This is a genomic window from Acetobacter conturbans, from assembly GCF_011516755.1.
Taxonomy (GTDB): domain Bacteria; phylum Pseudomonadota; class Alphaproteobacteria; order Acetobacterales; family Acetobacteraceae; genus Acetobacter; species Acetobacter conturbans.
The window spans coordinates 154,243-176,681 of the sequence record NZ_WOSY01000001.1; the positions used below are offsets into that span (position 1 = coordinate 154,243).

23 protein-coding genes are annotated in these 22,439 nt (G+C 60.6%); 15 read left to right on the forward strand and 8 right to left on the reverse strand.

Annotation, left to right across the window (positions count from 1 at the left end; translation table 11 throughout):
• Positions 1 to 15: 15 nt before the first annotated feature.
• The 3 genes from GOB81_RS00670 to GOB81_RS00680 all read left to right on the forward strand — a co-directional run bounded on the left by GOB81_RS00670 (position 16) and on the right by GOB81_RS00680 (position 2,094).
• The gene (locus GOB81_RS00670; protein ID WP_173568449.1) at positions 16 to 1,215 is read left to right on the forward strand and encodes an aminoacetone oxidase family FAD-binding enzyme; all 1,200 of its coding nucleotides are present in this window, start codon (positions 16 to 18) and stop codon (positions 1,213 to 1,215) included.
• Positions 1,216 to 1,284: 69 nt separating this feature from the next.
• Entirely contained in the window at positions 1,285 to 1,548 is a 264-nt protein-coding gene (locus GOB81_RS00675) for a hypothetical protein (protein ID WP_242009958.1), read from the forward strand.
• 144 nt (positions 1,549 to 1,692) lie between these two features.
• Entirely contained in the window at positions 1,693 to 2,094 is a 402-nt protein-coding gene (locus GOB81_RS00680; RefSeq protein WP_173568450.1) for a hypothetical protein, read from the forward strand.
• Between the two features lie 343 nt (positions 2,095 to 2,437).
• On the opposite strand, the gene GOB81_RS00685 is transcribed toward GOB81_RS00680, so the two are convergent.
• Entirely contained in the window at positions 2,438 to 4,240 is a 1,803-nt protein-coding gene (locus GOB81_RS00685; protein WP_173568451.1) for a zinc-ribbon domain-containing protein, read from the reverse strand.
• 248 nt (positions 4,241 to 4,488) lie between these two features.
• On the opposite strand from GOB81_RS00685, the gene GOB81_RS00690 reads away from it, so the two are divergent.
• From GOB81_RS00690 to GOB81_RS00710, 5 genes are all read left to right on the forward strand, one after another.
• A complete protein-coding gene (locus tag GOB81_RS00690; RefSeq protein ID WP_173568452.1) occupies positions 4,489 to 5,163 on the forward strand; it encodes a cell division ATP-binding protein FtsE in 675 nt (224 codons plus the stop codon).
• Positions 5,156 to 6,121, forward strand: a complete 966-nt coding sequence (locus tag GOB81_RS00695) for a cell division protein FtsX (RefSeq protein WP_173568453.1) — start codon at positions 5,156 to 5,158, stop codon at positions 6,119 to 6,121. The genes GOB81_RS00690 and GOB81_RS00695 overlap by 8 nt, the downstream gene beginning before the upstream one ends.
• Complete coding sequence (locus GOB81_RS00700) at positions 6,118 to 6,726, forward strand: YdcF family protein (RefSeq protein ID WP_173568454.1); 609 nt, start codon at positions 6,118 to 6,120, stop codon at positions 6,724 to 6,726. Before GOB81_RS00695 ends, GOB81_RS00700 begins: the two co-directional genes overlap by 4 nt.
• Before the next feature lie 229 nt (positions 6,727 to 6,955).
• Positions 6,956 to 8,125 (forward strand): oxalate decarboxylase family bicupin, encoded by a 1,170-nt coding sequence (locus tag GOB81_RS00705; protein ID WP_173568455.1) that lies wholly within the window; start codon positions 6,956 to 6,958, stop codon positions 8,123 to 8,125.
• Entirely contained in the window at positions 8,125 to 8,784 is a 660-nt protein-coding gene (locus GOB81_RS00710; RefSeq protein WP_173568456.1) for a YoaK family protein, read from the forward strand. The genes GOB81_RS00705 and GOB81_RS00710 overlap by 1 nt, the downstream gene beginning before the upstream one ends.
• 209 nt (positions 8,785 to 8,993) lie before the next feature.
• Here GOB81_RS00710 and GOB81_RS00715 read toward each other — a convergent pair whose 3' ends face one another.
• Together GOB81_RS00715 and GOB81_RS00720 are read right to left on the reverse strand one after the other, a co-directional pair.
• Positions 8,994 to 9,506, reverse strand: coding sequence for a hypothetical protein (locus GOB81_RS00715; protein ID WP_173568457.1), 513 nt, complete (start codon positions 9,504 to 9,506; stop codon positions 8,994 to 8,996).
• On the reverse strand, positions 9,503 to 10,222 hold the full coding sequence (locus GOB81_RS00720) for a methyltransferase domain-containing protein (protein WP_173568458.1): 720 nt from the start codon (positions 10,220 to 10,222) through the stop codon (positions 9,503 to 9,505). Before GOB81_RS00720 ends, GOB81_RS00715 begins: the two co-directional genes overlap by 4 nt.
• Before the next feature lie 53 nt (positions 10,223 to 10,275).
• On the opposite strand from GOB81_RS00720, the gene gloB reads away from it, so the two are divergent.
• Entirely contained in the window at positions 10,276 to 11,004 is a 729-nt protein-coding gene (gloB, locus tag GOB81_RS00725) for a hydroxyacylglutathione hydrolase (protein WP_173568459.1), read from the forward strand.
• Between the two features lie 53 nt (positions 11,005 to 11,057).
• On the forward strand, positions 11,058 to 12,377 hold the full coding sequence (locus GOB81_RS00730) for a hypothetical protein (RefSeq protein ID WP_173568460.1): 1,320 nt from the start codon (positions 11,058 to 11,060) through the stop codon (positions 12,375 to 12,377).
• Positions 12,378 to 12,413: 36 nt separating this feature from the next.
• Here the strand turns inward: GOB81_RS00730 and GOB81_RS00735 are convergent, their stop codons facing one another.
• Complete coding sequence (locus GOB81_RS00735) at positions 12,414 to 13,508, reverse strand: DUF2125 domain-containing protein (protein ID WP_173568461.1); 1,095 nt, start codon at positions 13,506 to 13,508, stop codon at positions 12,414 to 12,416.
• Between the two features lie 449 nt (positions 13,509 to 13,957).
• Positions 13,958 to 14,677 (reverse strand): lysophospholipid acyltransferase family protein, encoded by a 720-nt coding sequence (locus GOB81_RS00740; protein ID WP_173568462.1) that lies wholly within the window; start codon positions 14,675 to 14,677, stop codon positions 13,958 to 13,960.
• Between GOB81_RS00740 and GOB81_RS00745 the strand changes: the two genes are divergently transcribed.
• From GOB81_RS00745 to GOB81_RS00765, 5 genes are all read left to right on the forward strand, one after another.
• Entirely contained in the window at positions 14,676 to 14,837 is a 162-nt protein-coding gene (locus GOB81_RS00745) for a hypothetical protein (protein WP_173568463.1), read from the forward strand. The genes GOB81_RS00740 and GOB81_RS00745 overlap by 2 nt on opposite strands.
• Entirely contained in the window at positions 14,837 to 15,565 is a 729-nt protein-coding gene (locus tag GOB81_RS00750; protein WP_338421291.1) for a phosphatidylserine decarboxylase, read from the forward strand. The genes GOB81_RS00745 and GOB81_RS00750 overlap by 1 nt, the downstream gene beginning before the upstream one ends.
• 47 nt (positions 15,566 to 15,612) lie before the next feature.
• Complete coding sequence (locus GOB81_RS00755) at positions 15,613 to 16,482, forward strand: CDP-alcohol phosphatidyltransferase family protein (protein ID WP_173568465.1); 870 nt, start codon at positions 15,613 to 15,615, stop codon at positions 16,480 to 16,482.
• A 194-nt stretch (positions 16,483 to 16,676) separates the two neighbouring features.
• Complete coding sequence (locus tag GOB81_RS00760) at positions 16,677 to 17,630, forward strand: DMT family transporter (protein WP_173568466.1); 954 nt, start codon at positions 16,677 to 16,679, stop codon at positions 17,628 to 17,630.
• A 148-nt stretch (positions 17,631 to 17,778) separates the two neighbouring features.
• On the forward strand, positions 17,779 to 18,072 hold the full coding sequence (locus GOB81_RS00765; protein WP_173568467.1) for a hypothetical protein: 294 nt from the start codon (positions 17,779 to 17,781) through the stop codon (positions 18,070 to 18,072).
• 342 nt (positions 18,073 to 18,414) lie between these two features.
• On the opposite strand, the gene GOB81_RS00770 is transcribed toward GOB81_RS00765, so the two are convergent.
• The 3 genes from GOB81_RS00770 to GOB81_RS00780 form a co-directional block, all read right to left on the reverse strand.
• Complete coding sequence (locus GOB81_RS00770; protein ID WP_173568468.1) at positions 18,415 to 19,056, reverse strand: TetR/AcrR family transcriptional regulator; 642 nt, start codon at positions 19,054 to 19,056, stop codon at positions 18,415 to 18,417.
• A 316-nt stretch (positions 19,057 to 19,372) separates the two neighbouring features.
• Positions 19,373 to 21,409, reverse strand: coding sequence for an NADH:flavin oxidoreductase (locus tag GOB81_RS00775; RefSeq protein ID WP_173568469.1), 2,037 nt, complete (start codon positions 21,407 to 21,409; stop codon positions 19,373 to 19,375).
• A gap of 519 nt (positions 21,410 to 21,928) precedes the next feature.
• The gene (locus tag GOB81_RS00780; protein ID WP_173568470.1) at positions 21,929 to 22,423 is read right to left on the reverse strand and encodes an NADH-quinone oxidoreductase subunit B family protein; all 495 of its coding nucleotides are present in this window, start codon (positions 22,421 to 22,423) and stop codon (positions 21,929 to 21,931) included.
• Positions 22,424 to 22,439: the final 16 nt, after the last annotated feature.

Consider the following 22,439-nt stretch of genomic DNA (forward strand, 5'->3'; position numbering starts at 1 on the left):
CTGGAGGGAAACGGTGTGAGCGGCAGGCGACGGGAAACATTCGATGCCATCGTGATCGGTGCGGGTGCGGCGGGGCTGATGACGGCGCTCACCGCGGGGCAGCGGGGCGCACGGGTTCTTGTGCTCGACCACAATGACGAGGCGGGGAAAAAGATCCTGATCTCGGGTGGTGGGCGGTGCAATTTCACCAACAGGCATGTCGCGCCCGACCGTTTTCTGTCGACCAACCGGCATTTCGTCCGCTCGGCGCTGGCCCGCTACACGCCGATGGATTTTCTGGTGCTTGTTGAGAAGCACCGGATTGCTTGGCATGAAAAAACGCTGGGTCAGCTGTTCTGCGATGGCTCGGCGCGACAGATCCTCGCCATGCTGCTCGACGAGTGCGCGGCGGTGGGCGTGACAGTGCGACTGAATGAGAAAGTGCAGGATGTGCGGCGGCCGGATCTCTATGAGATCATGACGGATCGCGAGGTGTTCGAGGCTCCGTCTCTGGTCATCGCGTGTGGCGGTCTTTCCATTCCCAAGCTGGGCGCGACGGGTCTGGCGCATCGTCTGGCGGGGCAGTTCGGCGTGCCGGTTATCTCCCCTGCCCCCGGTCTTGTGCCGTTTCAGGCGGGGGATGCCGATCTGGAGTGGATGACGGGACTGTCGGGTGTGTCCCTGCCGGTGCGGGTACGATGCGGGAAGGTCGCGTTCGAGGAGGCGCTGCTCTTCACGCATCGAGGACTTTCAGGACCGGCCATCCTGCAGATTTCATCATACTGGAAAGCGGGCGAGCCGGTGCTGATCGACCTGTTGCCAGGTCAGGACGGACTGGCGCTCCTCAAGGGGATGCGGACTGCGCGTCCGAAGGCTCATGCGACGTCTATCCTCTCGGAGTGGTTGCCTCGGCGACTGGCGGAGGTTCTCGGACCACGCCTGCTGGGTGACAAGGCGGCTGCGGACTGGCCGGACCGGCTGTTGCGTCCGGCGGCGGAGGCTCTCCAAAACTGGCGTTTCCTGCCATCGGGGACAGAGGGCTATGCCAAGGCGGAGGTGACGGTTGGCGGCATCGACACGCGCGCGCTTTCGTCGCAAACGATGATGGCGGCTTCCGTACTGGGATTTTACGCGGTTGGTGAAGCGGTGGATGTCACCGGCTGGCTTGGCGGGTATAATTTCCACTGGGCCTGGGCGAGCGGTCATGCGGCTGGCCTTGCTCTGGCGACAAGATAAAGTACGGTCTGCCTGTCTGAGACCGGACGTTGTGTTTCCGGACTTTAATCCGATTGCGAGGTAATCCTTATGGAGAAATCAGCTTTTCACCAGTTCATGCGTTCTCGGGCGAAAGTTGTTCTGCTGGGTCTGGCGGCGGCCGGGTTGGCTGCCTGCACCGGGCAGGCTGGCACGCCCATCGCTCCGGGGACCTATCCGCCGGGCACCCCGCTGGGGGGCACCTGCAAGGCGGGGATCTATACCTGCCAGCTTCCGCTTGCCTCGCCAGTAGGTGCGCCGTGCAGTTGTCCGGGACTGGGCGCTGCCTCTTACGGGCAGGTCTATCTCAAATAATGGATTGCCGTCCGGGGTAACGCGTGGCATGGCCGGATTTGCTTTCCGGACACACAGGCGTTACCCGTTCGGCAGCTTTGAAGCAGGCAGGTTCGCAGGTTCACGACGTCTGCCTGTCGTCTGACAAGAGAGAGACCTCATCGCATGAGCTTCAGCGACGACACCTACCGCCCTTCCCGCCCGTCCGCCGGTGGTGGCCGAGGCTCTGGCGGGCTGGCCCTTGCCCGTCTGGGGGTGTGGTCCGTGCTCTATTTCCTGTTCTACATGGCACAGCAGGTGGCCGAGCTTCTGGCGCCGCTTCTGCTCATCGCGGGGATTGGCTGGGAAGCCCTGCCTCATGTGGTGAATGCCGTGTCATCCAGCGCCGGGCATGTGGATGCGCAGGCGCACGATGTGATGGCGCATGTGGCGGATGCCATTCCGCATGAGATCATGTTCGGCTCGCATCTGCTGACGCCGTCCGGTCTGATTTTCGATGGGATTCTGCTGATGGCGGTGGCCGCGCTGGGCGCGACACTTTCCGCTGTTGCCGCCCGCTCGATGTAATAACAGCCCGCGTTCGGGTTGGGTCTGACAAACAGGAAGAGGTGCCTGCTGCTCTCTTCCGTCTCTCACCTCCGCCAAAGGTCGCGGACCTTTGGAAGCCGGGCTATTTATCGATAGAGACGAGAGTTAAGAGGCCTGTAGTCCCTTCCGGGTTTGGGTAGAGCCTCGACTGCTTTTGTGACGGACCATCTTTTATGCAGGTGGGTATATAAGATACCAGATCTGGTTTGGATCACGGCGTTGAGGCAGAAGCAGTTTCTCCTGCCGGTTATGACTGATTTTCAACGGCCATACCTGCCGGAAGCGGGTATGGCCGTTGCGTTTTTCAGGGCGTCTTTTGGTCTCAGAGCAGGCTGAGAGCGGGCCAGATATGGCTGAGCGCGCTGAACCAGTGCACGCAGGCTCCCAGCCCGATCACGGCGCAGACACCGCTGGCAATCCAGGCTTTTTTCCAGAACTGCTGGCTTTCGATGACGGCCCCTGTCTTACCCGGCACGCGGGAGGGGGACCGACTGAGGATATCGCTGCGTAGTCGGCTGGAAATATCGATGGCGGGGGTGACATGGCGAGCGGCTTCCTCCTCCCCCACGATAGCGGGGACAGGTGCTGCTGGCATGTCCTGCTGAGTTGCCGGAGCCTCCTCCTCCGTGGGCTTGGCTTTTTCTTCGGAGTGGACAGCCCAGATCGGCTCATGATCGCTCTCGCCGTCGTCGAGTTCGGTTTCCGCCGACTCTATGGCCCGATCCCACGCAGGCACCCACGGCCCGCCTGAGGCCTCGTCAGGATCCGTATCGTGTGGGAAGGCGGAGTCCTCGTGACCGGTGCGATGCGGGGGCGTGCCCTGAGCATCCACCTCAGGGTTCCGGTTGCGCGTCGCGCGGATGCGTCCGATGACCTCGTCAAATCTGTCATCCGGGATGCCGTTGACATCTTGAGGTTCGGCATTGCCTTCCTGATGATCCGCTTCATGATGCGGGGAACGCGCCCAGGGGACGTCAGCGCCACCTTCAAGATGCTCCTCGGATTCATGCAGTGACTCAAAGTCCAGATGATCCAGCTCTTCCGTCTCTCCGGCGAGACCTTCGTGCACGGAGACGTTGTCGGCCTGCCATTCGGTCTGGCCGAAATGACTGTCGAGGTCTTTCTCGTCCCATATATAGGAGGAAGAGGGCGCCTCACTCTCCGGGCTTTCCGGCTGGTGAGGAGGCTGTGCGCCCTTTTGCGGCGTGATCTCGGTGGTGTCGGCGGCACCGATGGTACCGGGCAGATCAAGAAAGCTGAAAGGTTTTTCGTCGTGCTCGTCCTGTGCCGGTCCGGGTGCTTCGTAGCGCCGGGTCGGAGCGGGAGGGACTGCGGGGGTGGGCTCAGGCGTCGGTGCTGGTTCTGGCTCGCGAGGCGCTTCGTGAAAAGCGCTGTCCTCGTCGGAAATCCGGAAAGGAACTTCAATCGGCTTTGGGGTTTCGTCGAGAAAGGACGTGAACGGTTCGTGCGCCGTGTCTTCAGGAGGCTGTGTGAGGTGCGTGGGTGATGCAGGAACGACCGCCTCTTCGGGGTGTTCGTCCTCATGAAACGCTTCAGCAGGTTCCGGCTCGTGAGCGGCCAGCGGCTCTGAAGGTTTTTCGATGGACGGCGAGGAGACCGGAACTGGTTCGGCGACAGCGGGTTCTGCTGCGGCTGGTTCGGCGGGAGTCTGGGCCTGTGGCTGCTCTTCGGTGATTACCGCTGCGGGCGGGCGGGTTTCGGCTGCCTCTACTGGGAGCGCGGATGCTGGCTCCGGCTGCGGGGCGGCAATCACGTCCGCAGGCGCGGGATCTTCCTTTGCCGGAGGTGTTTCAGGGATCGTCGGCGCGAACGAGGCCTGCGGGTCTGGCGCTATGGGGCGGCTTTCGGCGACGGCCTCGGGCTGGTCCGGCGACGGCGCTGCTGGCTCGGGAGTTACCGCAGGCTCGGCAGGCGCAGCGGGGGGAACTGATGTTTCTTCGGATTTCAGAGCGACAGGAGGAGCCGCAGTCTCGACGGCGGGTTCCCGAATCGCCTGCACGAGCCAGCTTTCGCCGCAGCTCGCGCATTTGAGCGTCCTGTCTTTCGACAAGTAAGACGCAGGCACGTTATATTTGATGCCACAGGACGGGCAAACAATCAGCATCCGGGTTCCTCTCTTGCGCCGCGGCGTCCCTACATTCCGCGACGCGCACTCTCCTGACCGGCAGTATGCCAGATAATCGGTTCCTAATTTCTAAACAGGATCACGCCCGTGTGAAAGAGAGTGGTTTGTTCTCATCAGAAGCATGCGCCCGTGATCGACAGCCTCCGGCTCTCCGCGTTATGCTGGTCCGTGTTTTCCGCTATGAATTTCCTCTCTTATCTTTTTGCCCGATCGGGAGTGTGCGCTGAATGATCCGGCTCCGTGACGTCACATGGCACCATGGCGCCATGCCGGAGGATGGGCAGGCGACTCTCAGGAACATCAGCTTCACCGTGCCGCAGGGTGGCTTTCGCTGGCTGCTGGGGCCTTCGGGCGCGGGCAAGTCCACGCTGCTGCGACTGCTGCATCTGGAAGCGCTGCCGCGCTCGGGCGAGATGGACCTTTTGGGCACCGACATCGGGCCACGGGTGAAGCGTTCGGCTCTTGCGCGGTTGCGACAGCGAATCGGACTGGTGCCGCAGGACTACCGCCTGATGCCCACGCTCTCCGTGGCCGACAATGTTGCGCTGCCGCTTCGTTTGCAGCGACGGATGGAAGCGGAGGTGGCGCAGGAGGTCGATGCCATTCTCGACTGGCTGGGGCTGAGCAGTCGGAGGAACGCGCGGCCGGTCACGCTGTCGGGCGGCGAGCAGCAGAGGACGGCAATCGCACGAGCGGTGGTTGTGCGTCCGGGACTGCTGCTTGCGGATGAGCCGACCAATGCGCTGGAGGACAGCCAGGCCGAGCGTGTCATCCGCATGATGCGGGAGCTTGCCGATCTTGGAACGACGATCATCGTGGCGACGCACAACGATACGCTGGTGCGGCGGTTTCCGGCGCCTGCGCTGCATCTCCGGCAGGGACGGCTGACAGTCGATGAATAAGGGGCGGCGTATTCGCGACGGGCTGGCGCTGGCCCGTGCGTTGCCGGACCGGAGTCTGGTGACGATGGTGGCGGCCATGAGCCTGCTGGCATCACTGACCTTCACGGGTGCGGTGGGCGCGCGGTCCCTGTCCGACCGCTGGGCGAAGGGGGCGGCGAACCTTGTCACCGTGCAGGTGCCTGATCCGGACAAGGCGACCTCCGCTGCCGGGCGTGGAGCCTCGGCGGCCACGCGCGTGCAGGCGGTGCTCGCCAATCTGGAAGCGGCTCCTGCCGTGATGCGGGCGCATCGCCTGGACGGGGCGGAACTCGACCGCCTGCTGCGACCGTGGATCGGGGATGTCGGCACGGCGGCGCTTCCCCTCCCCGCCGTGATCGAGGTGGATCTTGCGCCCGGGCAGACGCTACCGGACCCGCTGATTTCGACGCTGAAAACGGAAGCGCCCGGCACGCTGATCGAGAAAAACGATGACTGGCGCGCGCAGCTTCATGCGATTGCCGACAGCCTGCTGTGGTGCGCCGGGCTGGCGACTCTTCTGGTCGGGGTGATCGGCGCGGCGGTGATCGGCATGGCGACGCGGCTCGGGCTGGGGGCGCGGCGGGAGAGCGTCACCATCCTGCATGAACTCGGAGCTTCGGACGGCTATGTCGCGGGTCGGTTCGGGCGACGGGTAGCGGGGCTGTCACTGGTGGGCGGACTTGTGGGCACGCTGGTTTCCCTGCCGCCGATTGCCGTGCTGGCGCGGCTGATGGCACCGCTTGCCGGGGGCGGTTCTGCAGAAATGGGAAACATGCATGGCTGGTGGGGATTTTTCACTGAATCTCTGTCTTCCCTGATGCAGGGCAGCGCGCCGCAGGCGTTGCTGATCGGGTTGGGCTGCATTCCGCTGGTAGTGACGCTGATTGGCTGGGTGACGGCGCAGGTGATCGTGCGTGTGTGGTTGCGTCGGCTTCCATGACGGGGACTCCGGCACGACGGATGGTTTCATGGTGGCGTCTTTTCCGGCTTTGTCTGGCGAGCGCGTGTCTGCTGCTGGTCACTGGGTTCGGGCTGTTTGTTCGGAGCGCCTTGCAGGCTCCTGAACTGCCGCCTGTTTCGGATGGCATTGTGGCGCTGACAGGGGGCAACGGGCGAGTCGAGACGTCCCTTTCCCTGCTGGAAGAAGGACGTGGACGGCTGCTGCTGGTGTCGGGGGTCGATCCGCATGTCGCGCTGAAGGATCTTGCGCCGGGATTGTCCGCCGAGATGGCATCGCGGGTTACGCTGGGGCGCGAGGCGACCTCGACGGCGGGGAACGCGGCGGAGACGAAGCGCTGGGTACGGGCGAACAGCATCCGCAGCCTGATCGTTGTAACGGCCGGTTATCATATGTGGCGAGCGGAACTAGAAATTTCACGGAGCATTCCGGGCGTTAACCTGCGCCCCTATCCGGTTCAGCCCCCTGCCCTCAAGCGTCGGTTCACGCGGGGAACCTGGCAGTTGCTGGGGCGTGAATATGGAAAGTTCCTGCTGGTGTGCATCGCTCCGGTGCGAGTGTTCCGGCACACTGTGGATGCGTCGTGAAGGCAGGCTTCTCTGGCTGCTGAGGAGGTTTACTGAGAAGTGACGCGCCTCAGTTTTCAGGAGCTTACGGAGCATGACACAGTCTTCGGCAAGCTCTGCGGTGTGCTCGCTTATCATCACGGTGACGTGAGGCTGTTAGAAAAACCGTAGTTATTGACAGGTATCAATGGTTTCCTGCGCGGCGAAGACATAGTTTGCCATGATTTTCACATCATCAGGAAACAGTCCGATGACCGACCTTCCCTGGCTCAGTTCGAAACCCGAAGCGCTGGAGCCCATTCGCGGAGGGCGTGGCGCGAGCATTCTCGGGCCGCGCAATCTTCCCCGTGAACGCGAGGTTCCCGATCTGCTCGCCTCGCCTGATACGGATGCGGGGACCATTCCCAATCTGAAGTTTTCCTATGCGGACGCCCGCAACCGGCTGGGTTCCGGTGGGTGGGCTCGCGAGATCACCATTCGCGAACTGCCTGCGGCCACGACGCTTGCGGGTGTGAACATGCGGCTCAAGGCCGGTGGTTATCGCGAACTGCATTATCACAAGGAAGCCGAGTGGGGCTTCATGATTGCAGGCAAGGCGCGCGTCACCGCCATCGATACGGAAGGGCGTCCGTTCGTGGACGATGTCGAGGCGGGAGACATCTGGAACTTTCCTGCTGGTATTCCCCATTCCATTCAGGGGCTTGGCGACGAAGGCTGTGAATTCCTTCTTGTCTTTGATGATGCGAACTTTTCCGAGAACGAGACCTTTCTCATCAGCGACTGGTTCGCTCATACGCCGCGCCATATCCTCGCCAAGAATTTTGGCGTGCCTGAATCCGCTTTTGCCAATCTCCCGACGGATGTTGAGAAAACCCGCTGGATTTTCAACGGCACGGAACCCACCGTGGCCAAGGAAGATGCGATCCGGTGTCCGCAGGGCCCGTCTCCGATCCGCTACACGCACCGCTTCCTGCAACAGGAGCCTGCCAAAGCTGCTGGTGGCACCGTCCGTGTTGTTGATTCCCGCAACTTCCCGGCGGCTTCGACCATTGCGGCGGCCATCAATGTCGTGGAGCCGGGGCGGATGCGTGAGCTGCACTGGCATCCGAACAATGACGAGTGGCAGTATTTCGTTCGTGGCCGTGCGCGCATGACGGTTTTCGCATCCGGCGGCAAGGCGCGGACGTTTGATTACTGTGCGGGCGATGTCGGCTATGTGCCGCTGGGCATGGGGCATTATCTGGAAAACATCGGCGATGAACCGATGGTGTTCCTTGAAGCCTTCAGGAGCGATCACTTCGCGGACTTCTCCGCCAATCAGTGGCTTGGTCTTTCGCCGCGTCAGATGGTGAAGGAGCATCTCAATCTGGACGACGAGACGCTGTCGAAACTGCGCCAGGACAAGCCTCTCATCGTCTGATGACGCCTGTTGTCCACTCGGCCCTGCGTGTCACCGCGCTGGGGCTTATCGCCGGATATGTCGATGCCGTGGGGTATGTTGAACTCCACGGCATTTTCAGTGCCGCCATGACGGGGAATTCGACCACGTTCGGCGTTGCGCTTGCAGAGGGGAACTGGGGGCGCGTGGGGGCGGTCGGCATGGTGCTTGGCCTGTTTTTCGGCGGTGCTCTTGCCGCCAGTCTTCTGCGCCGGTCCCTGCGCGCTTACCGTCATGAATGGCTATGGATGGCTGCGCTGCTGATCATTGCCCAGTTCGTGCACTGGTCGCATGGTACTCACACCAGTTCACGGGTGGAGACGCTTCTGCTGACCGTCGCCATGGCCATGCAGGGCGAAGTGCTTTCCCGCTTCTCCGGTATTTCCGTCCAGACGATTGTCGTGACCAACAACATCATCAAATTTGCTGACAACATTGTTGATTTTCTGTGGAAGATGAAAGACGGAAAACTTGCTTTCCCTCTCACTGCGGCTCTGCCCGGTCTGGGCTGGATGAGCTGTATTGTCGGGGCTTTTCTGTCCGTTCTGATGCGCCATGCAACGTCCGGCTTTTTCCTGTTTCCGGTGCCGATCCTTGTGGCGCTCTGTTTTCTCAATCCTCCTGAACTGGAAAAGGACTGAGAGGCTAATTCAAAAGCTCTCCGCCGCGGGTGCGTGCAACCGGTGTGGGTTTTTGAAGAACACGGACGCGAAACACTCATGGGGACCGTGGGCATCGGAGTGTGGAAAACGAGCGGCGGAGCGCCCACAGAGAGCGTCTGAAACAGCCTCGGAGAGAGGCGGTTTGTCCGGCGCGAATGTGAAATTCGGGAAAGCCGTTTTCTGTCTTGTCAGAAACCCAGAAGCGCGGCGGTGAAAGTTTCCTGCACCACGCTGAGGGGAAGGCGATCCGCGCGAAAGACCGTCGCCACATGGCGGATGATTGCCGTGGTAGAGGTCAGAGTCTGGCCTTCCTGCCACAACAAGGTGCTGTCGAGAGTGTCGCGGTCGATGTTCAGGTCTGCGACGACGCGCCCGAACGGGATGGACGAGGTCTCAAGCCGATGGTTCATCTCAGTGGTGAGGCGCGATGGGGCATACCAGTTGTCAGCGCGGGCGACTTCGAGAGTGCCGCAGCAGAGGACGACCTGTCGGTGCTGAAGGGGTTCGTCGGACGGGAATATGCTGCTGGCGACTGCCGGGATTGGTGGTGGTGGCGGGTGGTCGAGGCGCACGGTGAGACGGACCGGTGCTTTCGCCAGCCCTTGGTTTTCGCACCATGTTTCCATGGCGAGGGTGGCGCTTGAGGTGTCGAGAAGTGCTGTGTTGAGGCGGGCAATCCGCTCGCTGAGGGAAGGCATCATACGGCTTCCATCACTTTCCGTCTGAGCCGGAAACGACTCTTGCTGGCGGGCAGGGGCAGACCGCCCCACATGTCTTTCACTGCTTCCGCGACGACGACGCCGCCACAGGCGGGCAGCACGGCGCGCCCTGCCCTTTCGATGACGTCACTGACCCGGGATGCGCGGTGGAGTGGCGAAAAGGGTGGTGGATAGAGGGCGGTTTCACAGGTTTCGACATGGAACATGGACTGGCGGAGGTGCTCACGGAGTTGTCGCTGCGAGAAGGGCGTGCCCTGCCCGAAGGGGGTTGTGTCGCTGTGCGCCCATATGCCGCGCCGGTTCGGCACGATGAGGATGAGCTTGCCGTCGTCGCGGAGGACTTTCCAGACGGCGCGAAGCAGATCGCGGCTGGCCTGTGTGGTTTCCAGCGCGTGGACCATGAGGATACGGTCGAAGCAGAGGTCGGGAAATGGCAGCTTAGCACCATCGACGAGACATTCCGGAATGGGAGAGCGACTGTTCGGGTGTGCTGGAGGCGGGTCGAGTCGGGCGGCCACAGCGAAGGCGGTCTGCCGTTCCCACAGCGGCAGAAAAGGGGTGGTGTAGCCCAGCCCGAGGAGGGTCTGGCCTGTGAGGTCGGGCCATGAGGTGGTCAGACGACGGGCCAGCAGCCGGACGGTACCTGCGCCTGTGGGGGCCTCGTAAAAAACGTCTGCGGAACGAACTTCATCCTGCATGAAGCGTACAGTATCATGAAATACGCCCGCGCATCACTGACGGAGTTTCCTCCATGCCGATTACCGTTCTTTGCATTCCTGTCCTCTCCGACAATTACGTCTGGATGCTGACGGATGAGGACACGGGATGCGTCGCGGTGGTGGATCCCGGCGAATGCGCGCCGGTTCGGGCGGCGATTGAGGCGCATGGGGGACGGCTGGACCTCATTCTGCTGACTCATCATCACGCCGATCATACGGGGGGCGCGGAGACCCTGCGGGATCGGTACGGCGCGAAACTGGTGGGGGCGGCTGCCGATGCGGGGCGGTTGCCGCCGCTGGACATGGCGCTCAGGCCGGGTGACCGGGTGGCGATTGGGGACAGTCTTGGGGTGGTGATGAGTACTCCGGGGCATACGCTGGGTCATATCGCTTATTATTTCGATGCACCGCCGTCGCTTTTCTGTGGCGACACGCTGTTCAGCCTTGGATGCGGGCGGCTGTTCGAAGGCACGTCGGAGCAGATGTATGCCAGCCTGCATGAGTTCGATGCTCTGCCGGCGGAGACGCAGGTGTATTGCGGCCATGAATATACGGAATCGAACGCCCGCTTCGCGCTTGCGGTCGATCCGGAGAATGAGGCGCTGAAGAAACGGTCCGAGGAGGTTACGGCGCTACGGGCGAAGGGGCTGCCGACCGTGCCCTCCACTCTGGCCTCCGAACGAGCGTGCAATCCGTTCATGCTGGCGGCGGATGCCGGGGAGCTTGGGCGGTTACGGCGGGAGAAGGATCACGCGCGCTGAGGGGATGATTTTTCTTATTTGAGAGGGGGGGCAAGCCATTCTAAAGAAGCTGAATGATTGCCCGATTTTTTCTTCCTTATGGCTGCTTTCTCAGTCGCGCCGCTTACGCCATCCAGCAGAGCCTGACGAACCTCGGTATTCGTCTCACGCCTCCGGATCATCTGCCTGGGATAGCAGTGACCCCGGATCTGTATCTGGTTATGGGATTACTCACTCTTTGCGCTGTTTGCGAAGCGTGGTTGTTCATGTTCGCTGTTCTGGCATTGCGGCGTCCCGTGGTGCTTTGTTTCGGTGCAGGTTTTCTACTGATGCCGGGACTTCTCGCCCTGTCAGGCGTAGCGGGTCCTGTAAATCCGCAGCCTGCCGAAATTGTTCTGGGCAATGGCGCAATAGACATCCCCGGCTATGCCACGCTGGCCGTCATGGCGTTTGCGGGAGGATGGTCTCTGACCGTTCTGGCTGCCGATGTTCTGAAACTTACTCAGAAATCTTTCGATCTTTTTAAACATGTCTGGATTGCCATGGGGCTGTCCGCCGGGTTGTTTTTTATAGCCAGCGTCAGTGCCGAAAGCATAAGAGCCGATTATCAGGAAACCCAGAACACTGTTCGCCAGAGCAGCGGCTGGCTGATGCAGCAACTCGTTCATTATTCAGACTGGTGTGAAAAAGAGGGCAGGATGCACCAGGCTTCCTGTGTCTGGGCCAGCCGCACGCACGAGGTTCTTCTGGAACAAAGCCAAAGTGATTTACGGTATTTCGTGACGTTTTCTCCGGAAACGCTTGCCGGTTATTATGGCTCTTTTCGCAGGGACGCTACGCCGGATACGGAGGCTGCCATTCGCAGGGAAATCGGGGAGTATAATACGCGATTGTGCCCGGTCGTTGCTCTTGGCGGCGATATGCAGCAATACACAATCTCGGAAAAATGTGAGGCTCCTCCGGCAGGGTTCTGCGGATATGCTTTCAAGTATGGTGGCACGGACGATCCGGATCGGCTTCTGCGGCCCGTTGCGGTAGCGACCGAATGTGTTTTCCCCACTCTCCTGACCTTGCGTGACCATGCGGCATCCATCCAGCGCAGCACATCCAGCAATGAATTCAAAATGGCGTTTTATCTGGCCGTTGCGTTCCTGTCGGGCATCAAGCTTGCGGGGAGCACGTTCAAGTCGCTTTCAATCGACAAGACCAAGGCACCTGATGCTGGCTGGCTCTTTCTGGCCATTTGCCGGTCAGCAACGTGTCTGCGGGGCAAAACACCTCTCGCAGGACGCGACATCGTCATGCTGATTTTTTGTATTCTCCCTTTTATTTTCACGGTCTTTTTCCTATTCAAACCGCTGGTTTTTCTGGGACTGCCTCCGCTTCCCCACTGACTGATATACGGGATATCTATTTTATCCCGGCGGCATTCAGGGAATTTTCCGCGACGTGATGCTGCCACTCCATTGGGTCAGCGGGGCGAGTGGCATCGCGCCGAGGCTCCATGCACCTTCACGCAACCGCAGGGGAAGGCTGATGGTGGTTTCTGGTGTGGACAGATCATTGATGTTGCTGCCCCCGTTTTCAGTCGGAGGGAGGGCGGTATGACCTCCGGTGCGTGCAACATCGCCGATGCGCCCGAGCAGGATGGCAATCTGTCCGATTTCCGGTGAGATGCTGCCTGAAGCTGCCATCTTGCGAACGGCGCGGTCCATTCCCCGCAGGGTGAGGTCAAACTCTCCGACAGGATCGTTCTGCCATGTGAGTTTCCCTGTAAGCGCCAGCGCGGCCGGGCCGAGATGGGCCTCGCCAAGATGCAGGGTTGTGACCGGCGTGGCTGTCTGCCTCTGCGTTTCGGGAAAGCCGGAGGTGGAGAGAGCGATCCTGATCGTATCGAGCGTGTTGCCGAGACCGGGGATGGATTGAGGCAGGCCAAGGCGGTCGATCGTGGTGTCGGTGGTCAGCAGGGGCTGAATGGTGGTGCGGGCGGCTTGCCAGCGGGCGACGGTGGTGAGGCTGTGCACGTCCAGCGTGAAGGGGGTTGGGATGTTGACCGAAGGCAGTGTGTCGATCTCGACGTGGGCGGCTGGGATGGTCAGCGCGGCCTCTGTTTCCCCGCTGGTTGGGTGGACGGCGAGTGTGATGCCGTTGCCGGTGAGGCGCAGGGCGAGGTCCGGCACGGGGCCACGCGCCAGAAGCAGGGCGTGGGTGCTGCCGAAAGTTGCGGTGGTTCGCGAAGAAAAATGGGAGATGGACAGGGTGACGACGTTGCAGCCGTAGCTCAGGCGCGTGGCGCCTAGGGGACCGGAGAGGCGGAGATCGGAGAGCGTCATCCGGGATGCGAGCAGCGCGGCATGGGGGGTGGCGCGGCTCCATGTGAGGGTCCAGCCCTGTCGAGCGAGTGCGGTCTGTTCGGTTTGCAGCGCCGTGAGCAGGGCGAGGTTTTCGCTGTGAATTCCGAGGGCGACTCCCCCGCCGGAGAGGAGGAGACTCGCGATGCCGATGAGGGCTGCCTTCCATCGCATCCTGTGTCTCCTAAATTTCTTTCGCGCCAGATTTCGGCTCTCGTACAGCGCCTCCGTTCTGAGAGGCAAATAACGGGGAGGACAGGAGAAAATTCTGGCTGACCGAGGGGACAGCAGATTCAGTTACACAGATTTATCCACAGCATGATCTCTGAGTCGTCCACCTTTTCTTCAACAAGTTTGAATCGCGGCCTGCCCGGACACGGCGACTGCGGAAAAAGGCTGGAGCTGTTCGAAAAAACCGCAGAAACACGTGGATCAAGAGAAATAATTACCGTTTTGTAAAATTATTCCCTTGACTTGGAAGAACCCCCGGAACGGCCACGTTTTTCAGAATAAAGACTGAGAGTCGAAAGAGCGCGCGGTTTATCCCACAGAGTTATCCACAGGGGTGGAGGATAACAGCGGAATGACGGTGTTTTCCCGAATGGGACTAAGGTTGGTGCGGGTCAGGTCAGCAGCAGGGGATGCGCGTTCCGCCATGAGGTTTCGATAGCCCGGAGCATCTCTCCGCCGCGTCCTTTGCCGTCGCCTGCGGCTTCAACCGGATCGCAGATGATTATGGAGATGGTCCCTGCCCTTTTGAGGAAGCCGTGACCGGGCCAGCACAGGCCGGAATTGGTGACCACGGGATAGACGGGCAGACCGGCGTGGCGTGCCATTGCGACGATTCCCGGCTTGAGCGGCGCGGTCTCACCGAAGGGCAGGCGGGTGCCTTCGGGGAAGATGATTATCTGGCGGCCTTCGGCGACGGCGGTTTCCGTGCTTTTCAGCAGGGCGCGCATGGCTTTGGTGCCGCCAGTACGTTCGACGGGGATCATGCCGGTGAGTTTCAGCATGGGGCCGACAAGCGGCACCTTCAGCAGTTCTTCCTTCATGACGTAGGTGGGCCGAGGCACGAGGCTCATCCAGACCAGCGTGTCGAAGGCCGACTGGTGCTGGGAGGCGATGATGAATGGCCTGTCCATCGGCAGTTTTTCCAGCCCTTCGATCCGGGTGTGGATGCCGCAGAGCGTGCGGGCGCCGGCGAGACAGCACCGTGTCCAGAGTTTCGCGTAGGCCAGGGCGTATTGCCGCAGGAAGAGGCGGATGGGGATGGCCGCCACGCCCATCAGGGTGGAGATGACGACGATGTAGATACGGAACAGGGCTGAACCGATCACTCTCATGGGCATGGCCTCCCGGATGGACCTGTTGGGTATGAACTGGTTGGTGGTGGATCTGGCGGGCGTTTCCGACGGAGTTATGCCGTTCGGACAGCGGCGGATGGAGACCAGAAAAGGGCGGCAGGCGCAACCCGATCGGCAGGGTGGTGATGATGGCACTTGATTCCGGCGCGTCGACGGGCCAAGAACGGCACTATGTCACTCCTCGGCTCTCTCAAATTCGTCCTTTCCCGCCCGCATCGCGAGGCCTATCCGTTTCTCGGCGCATCAGGCGCTGTGGCGGTGGCGACGCATTATCTCGGGCGGCGGCTGAACTGCCCTGTCGTCAAGGGCGTCAGCACGGCGAGCGGCCTGTTCTTCGGGTTCTGCCTGTATTTCTTCCGCGATCCGCAGCGTGTCGCACCGCCGCGTGAGGGTCTGGTTCTGGCTCCTGCGGACGGACGCGTTGTGTCGATCGAGAAGATCGCGCCGCCTGTCGAGCTGGGCATGGGCGAGACTCCGGTCTGGCGCGTGGCGACGTTCCTGTCGGTTCTGAATGTGCATGTGAACCGCATGCCGGTCGCCGGAACGGTGACACGCATTGTTTATCACGAGGGCAAGTTCCTCAATGCCAGCCTCGACAAGGCTTCGACCGACAATGAGCGCAATGCGCTGAGCGTGACGCTGCCGGATGGCCGCATGGTCGCCGTGGTGCAGATCGCCGGACTTATAGCGCGCCGCATCGTCTGCTCCGTAAAGGAAGGCGACCGTCTGGAAGCGGGCGAGCGGTTCGGTCTGATCCGCTTCGGTTCACGCACGGACGTGTATCTGCCGCCGGGTATTGAGCCGCTGGTGGCGGTCGGTCAGACCATGATCGGGGGCGAAACTGTCGTGGCTGAACTTGCCTCCTGAGTCGGCCTGCTTCCGTCCCTGTCCCGTGACGCCGGAGCGTTTTCTTCATGGCTGAAATGACCACCAGACGCAGACGGCGTCTTCGCGGCGGACGTTCTGCGCGCACGCGGGTTCGTGGTCCGTCGTTCAACCGGCTGGTACCGAATCTGCTGACCATGCTGGGCCTGTGCAGTGGGCTGATGGGGATGCGTTTCGCGCTGGACGGGCGCTTCCATCATGCCGCCATCGCGCTGCTGGTGTCGGCTGTGATTGACGGTCTGGACGGACGGATTGCTCGCCTTCTGCGCGGCTCGACGCGGTTTGGGGCGGAGTTCGACAGTCTCTCGGACTTTCTGTGCTTCGGCGTTGCGCCGTCTTTCGTGCTTTATCTCTGGGCGCTCAAGGATGTGGGGCGATATTCGTTTCTGCCGTGCAGCCTGTTTACGGTTTGCATGGCGCTGCGTCTGGCCCGCTTCAACGCCAGCCTCGACGGTGTCGAGGAGCGGCCGAAATATGCCAGCAACTTCTTCACCGGGGTCCCCGCACCTGCTGGCGCAGGACTGGCGCTGTTTCCGCTGTTTCTCGGTCTTGAGGCTGAAAAACTGGGCTATTCCGGCCTTTACGAGGCGACCCGCCTGCCCTGGCTGCCGATCCTGACTCTGACGGGAACGGCGTTCCTGCTGGTCTCCACGCTGCCTGTGTGGTCGTTCAAGAACTTCAAGGTCCCGGCAAAATACGTGCTGCCGATGATGCTTGGGATGGGTGCCTGTGTGGTGGCGCTTGTGGCCGATCCGTGGGCTGTTCTGGCGGCGATGGGCGTAGGGTATGTCGCGTTGCTGCCGGTCAGCCGGCTCAGCTTCAAGCGGCTGCGTAGTGCGGCGGAAGCGTTGCAGGAAGACGAGGATGAGCCTGAGCAAGTGCATGAGTCACGCGCCTGATCTCCTGATGGCTTCGGACGGATCTGACGGTTTCTGATAAAAATCTGTCGCCTGTTCTTAATCATGCTTGTTTCTTGATAGAGTTTTTCATTGCGATACCGATCTTATATTTACGGGATGCAGTTTCTACCCTAGCGTCCGGTACAGGCTATCGTCCGCACGTGTGAAGCCGCCACGAGATACCGGGTTGGAACATGAAGACACCGCTTGCAAAGGGCGCATTGTCTGCGGGCGTGAGTCGGGTTCCTTTCCCCGGCCTCGACAGACATCTGTACGGCGTGCTGCTGATTGCTGCCGCGACGGTGATGTGGAGTACGGCGGGTCTGTTCGTCCGCGCTCTCGATATGGACACATGGTCGTTGGTTGCCTGGCGGTCGCTCTTTGCGGCTGTGTCGCTGACAGGCACGGCGGTGCTGCTTCGTGGACGCACTTTACTGCGGTTCTCCCGAAGCATTGGTCCGGGTGGTCTGGCCTCGATCCCGGCCATGGTGGCTGCGATGTTCAGCTATATCGCGGCTCTCAACATGACGAGCGTTGCCAATGTCATGGTGATTTATGCCACCGTTCCTTTCGTCGCGATGATTTTGGCTTTTCTGCTGTTGCGTGAAAAACCGACCCGCCGCGCCGTGACTGCGGCGGGAGTGGCTTTTGCCGGTGTGACGGTCATGGCTGTCTCGGAAAGGGGTGCCTCCGATCTGGCGGGGAATAGTCTGGCTTTTCTGATGACTTTGGGGTTTGGCGCCTCGATCGTCATTTCCAGGCGGTGGCCCGAACAGGACACGATCTTCGTCACGGCGATTGCCAGCACCATCTGCGCGGTTGCGTGCTTCGCCGTCGTGTGGTCGCAGCCAGCAGCTCTCTCTGCGCCCCACCTCGGGCAGATGGGGCTTCTGTTGCTGTTCAGTCTGAGCACGCAAAGTCTGAGCTACATATTTTTTCTGGTCGGCAGCCGGCATGTCCCCTCTTCCGATGCAGGACTGATGGCGCTGGGAGATGTCGGGCTGGCACCCTTGTGGGTGTGGCTGGCCTTTTCAGAAAAGCCCGGCACACCGGCGCTGGTCGGCGGCCTTATCGTGATGCTGTCCGTGGGGGGCTATCTGGTGTTGCAACGGGCTCGACCGCCTGTTCCTGCCATGCCCGTGGGATGAAAGAGGGTTTTTTCACCAGCTTTCTGCTGGCGATCTGCTGCGCCTTTTGTACGTTCTGATGCTTGCGGCCAGTATAACCAGTCCGTTTCAATCCGGAAGAATACACACGGGAGGCTCAGCCCCCGGGGTGTTTTCGCTGAGGGCCCTTTTGGGCATTGCTGGTCGCTTTAAAGAGCAAGCTCTTTCCGCGAGAATGTTAATTACCGGCTTGACTTTTTCTGGGCGCTTCGTAGTTCACTCCCTTCACCACCGTGAAGCTCTTCCGATCCCGAACAGGAATTTCCAAAAAGGCTTGCCGCAGAGAGTTTTTGAAAGAACCTCTAAAAGCCCGGAATTTCTCATGCGTTACGGAAACGGCAGCAGTGTTTTTGTCTATGGTCTAGCCCGATTTTTGCCTTTAGTCTCAGCTGTCGATTCGTATTTATCTTTTATTTTTCAATGAATTAATGGGCTATCGGCCTCCACATGGACCGCATACCATTGCCCCTGACTTGTGGACAAACAACTCGGTTTCCAAAGGCTCCGGCCTTTGGTGGGTTTCAGGGCAAAGCCCTGAGAAAGACGCCCGCACTTAACAACAACAGAGCCTTAGAAGCTGTTTCAAAAACTCTCTGCTGGCGATCCGACGCGCGTTTTCCTCGCTCCAATACTCATGGCCCGCATGGCCGCTTCGCTTCATTACTCAAAAAACCATGCTGGTCGCGCACACCCACAGCAACTGTCCCGCTCAGCAGAGAGCTTTTGAAACAGCTGCTTTTCTTTTTCATTCCGGCTGATCATGTCCTCAGGACGGTGTGTCTGCCCTCTGGCCCTCATGTCGTGAGAAAAAGCGATCCAGATCGTGCTGCTGCGGGGGCTGGCCGGTAAAGATTTCGACGTAGCTGGGGATACGTTTCAGGCGATTGGCGACATCTTCCTTTGTCTGTCGGGAAATATAGCCGATCTGGACAAGGTAGAGCGCATGCGCCCGCACATCGGCGTCGGTTTCGCTGAAGTCGAAACGGCGGAACATTTCGACAAGCGACTGGAGCCTCCGGGTATCGGCGGCATCCACTTCCTGAAAGATCTCGGGGGACTGCAAGGCCCAGCTGCGCACGGCGAATTCGAAGCGGGAGTCGAACAGGTTTCCGTCTATCCAGCAATCGAACACATTCAGCGTGGCTTCGACGATCGTTGCCGCGTAGGCGGAAGCCTGTTTCACGATACTGCCAGTGTTTTTCTCGCGCCAGCGGGAGATGAGCGCATCGAGAAGTTCTTCCCGGTCTTTGAAGAACCAGTAGAAGCTGGTGCGTGACAGATTCAGTTTATTGGCGAGTGGCAGGATTTTCACGGCATCGATGCCGCTTTCCAGCAGGGCTTCGCAGGCAGCATCGATCCAGAGTTCGGGTGAGCCCCGTCTGGCTCCTTCGGCGGCACTTGTCGTCATTCCTGCAGCACCTTTTTCCTTCTGCTTTGTCACGCGCAAATCCGGTTCGCACCCTCGCGCTGGAGGTATCATATCCCACAATGCGCGTATCTGTAGAACGGGCAGCCAGCAGTGGTTCTGAAATCCTGTGCTGCTATGGACTCAGGCCCATGTCGGGCGATGTTTGTGCATTGGGTTCCGGTGAGATCAAGCTGCGTGGCGCGGCAATCTGGATTCTGAAAAATCCTGTTAGCATAGTCTGTTTTCGATTTTCACGATGACAGAAGTAGCTGTCTCCGGTAGCCTGCGCCTTGATGCCGGAGACAGGGATCTGTTCTCAGAGATCCTTGGCGATCCGCAGGCCATCATAAATGGCCGCGTGGGTGTTGCGCGCCGCGACGGCGTCTCCGATGCGGAAGAGTTGGAACGATCCTTCAGGATTACGCACCACGGACTGCGGTTCGCCGCCGGTCAGCTGAGCGTGCGAGATTTCGCCAAGATTGACGGATTCCAGCTTGAGATCGAAATACAGTTCGTCGAGGGGCAGTGTGCCGTGATTGATGACCACCTGATCCACTCTGCGCTTCTTGTCCACGCCGCCATAATCACTGCCGACGGTGACGATCAGAGCGTTGCCGTCCTTCTCGACGGAGCGGATGCGGTAGGTGACGGTGAATGTCACATCCTCTTTCTGCAGGGAGCGCATGTAGGGGACGAGGTTCATGGCCATGACTTCCGGCGCGAACGAGCGGTCCGGTGTCATGATTTCGACTTTGGCTCCGGTGATGGCGATGATTTCCGCGGCCTGAAGGGCGGCATGGTCACCCGCATCGTCAAAGATGAGCACGTTTGAACCGGGTTTGACGTCGCCTGCGATGATGTCCCACGAGGAGACGACGAGTTCGTTACCGCTGGAGAGGATTTCGGTGTGCGGCATCCCGCCGGTCGCGATGATGACCACGTCGGGGTTTTCGGCTTTTACCGTTTCGGCTTCCGCCCATGTGTTGAAATGGAAGGTGACGCCGTGCTTCTCGCACTGGCTCATGCGCCAGTCGATGATGCTGATCATCTCGCGTCGGCGGGGGCTGCGTGCGGTCAGGCGGATCTGGCCGCCCGGCTTATCGGCCAGTTCGAAGACAACCACCTCGTGACCGCGCTCGGAGGCGACGCGGGCGGCTTCCAGACCGGCTGGTCCGGCACCGACGATGACGACTTTGCGACGCCTGTCCGCTTTCCGGATGGTTTGCGGCATGGTCAGTTCGCGACCGGTGGCCGCGTTGTGGATACAGAAGGCGGCGCCCCCCTGATAGATACGGTCAAGGCAGTAGTTCGCGCCGACGCAGGGGCGGATATCTTCTTCGCGTTTCTCCATGATTTTGCGCACGAGGTGTGGGTCGGTCATGTGCGCGCGGGTCATGCCGATCAGGTCCACCTTTCCGGCGGCGATCGCGTGCCGGGCTGTTGCGACATCCGGGATTTTGGCGGCGTGGAAGGTCGGGAAGCTGGTGGCGGCGCGCACTTCACCGGCGAAGTCGAGATGGGGCGCGTTGGGCATGCCCTGAATCGGGATTACATCGGTCAGGCCCGGATCGGTGTCGATATGTCCGCGCACCACGTTCAGGAAGTCGATGAGGCCGCTTTCCGTCAGCTTGCGTGAAATCTGCAGCCCTTCTTCCTTGCCGATGCCGCCTTCGAGCATCTCGTCGCCGGTATAGCGGATACCGACGATGTAATCGGGGCCGACACGTTTGCGGATTTCCTTCAACACATCGAAGGTAAATCTCATGCGGTTGTCGAGGGAGCCGCCGTAGGGGCCATCGAGTTCGTTGGTGAGCGGAGACCAGAACTGGTCCATCAGGTGGCCGTAAGCCTGGAGTTCGATGCCGTCCATGCCTGCGGCTTTCATCCGTTCGGCGGCGTCGGCGTAGTCTTTAATGATGCGCTCGATATCCCAGTCTTCCGTTTTTTTCGGGAAGGCGCGATGGGCTGCTTCGCGGTGGTGGGACGGAGCGACGACGGGCAGCCAGAATTCCTTATCCCAGCGGGTGCGTCGTCCGAGATGGGTGAGTTGGATCATCACGGCCGCGCCCTGTTCGTGCACAGCGTCTGTCAGGTCTTTCATCCACGGAACAATCTCGTCTTTATAGACAAGGAGATTGTTGAACACGGGTGGACTGTCTTTCGAGACGGCGGCCGATCCGGCGGTCATGGTCATGGCGACGCCGCCTTTGGCGCGCTCCACATGATAGGCGCGGTAACGCTCCTTCGGCATCCCCTCTTCCGGATAGGCCGGCTCATGCGCCGTGACGATGATTCTGTTTCGTAACGTCAGGTTCTTGAGCTTGTAGGGCTGAAGAAGAGGGTCATTGGACATGGCGCACTCCAGATCCGGCGGGTTCGAATCGCGCATTACCGCTGTACACAAGTGTCATCTTAACGTTCATATTAGAACGCTAATTCGACATCTGTGAATATGTTTTTTTATCGTAACGTTTTGGGGTGCACGATGGATTTCTTCAGGCCATTTCGGACCATACCGGCGGAGCAAACCCCTTCTGTCCGTTATGATATCCTGTTTTCAGAAAAGGATATTTACGAGTGGTGACGAGAACTTTCCCGTGGACCAGCTACGATGACAGGCGAAGAAACGTGCAGGCAGGAGGGGTGTTTTGCGCGCCGGTTGGGGAAAATATTTCCCCATGCACCGGTTGTTGAGGGCTGTGCGCCTTGCGAGAGAGCGGGGATAAAGACGGCGTTACATTGGCGCACGACGGAACGCGGAGGCGCACGGTGGGCCCCCGAGGCGAGTTAGGCTGCTTTTCTGAGTTTGCCCTGTCGCGAAGACGGACGAATCAGCACGAGAGATATGCAGGATGAGCCCGGACCGTTTGTGTCAGGCGTCCACGCGAGGAGGTGGCGGAGACGTGGGCGACAGAAGCCGGATAATGCCGTCGAGAATCGCGTCCGGAGACGGGGGACAACCGGGAATGGCGCAATCCACGGATGCCTGTGCCTGCAACCCGCCCAGCACCGCGTAGTTTCTGGAAAAAGGACCACCGTCGATGGCGCAGGCTCCCACCGCCAGCAGGCCCTTGGGTTGCGGCATGGTTTCCCATGCCGCTTTCACCACGGGCGCCATCATGCGGGAACAGCATCCTGTCACCAGCAGCATGTCGGCGGTGCGCGGCGAATCGGCGAAGGTGACACCGGCTTCGGCCAGCCCGTAATTGCCGGTCATGAGGGCTTCCACCTCGAGCCCGCAGGCCTCGCAGCCGCCGCTGTCTACATGAAAGAAGACCAGCGGTGTGCGGGACACGACCGGCGGCAGCGCGGGGCCGGACGGCGCGAGAAGAGAAGTGAACAACGCACGCATCAAAACGGTGGGCATCGTGACTCCCTCCCAG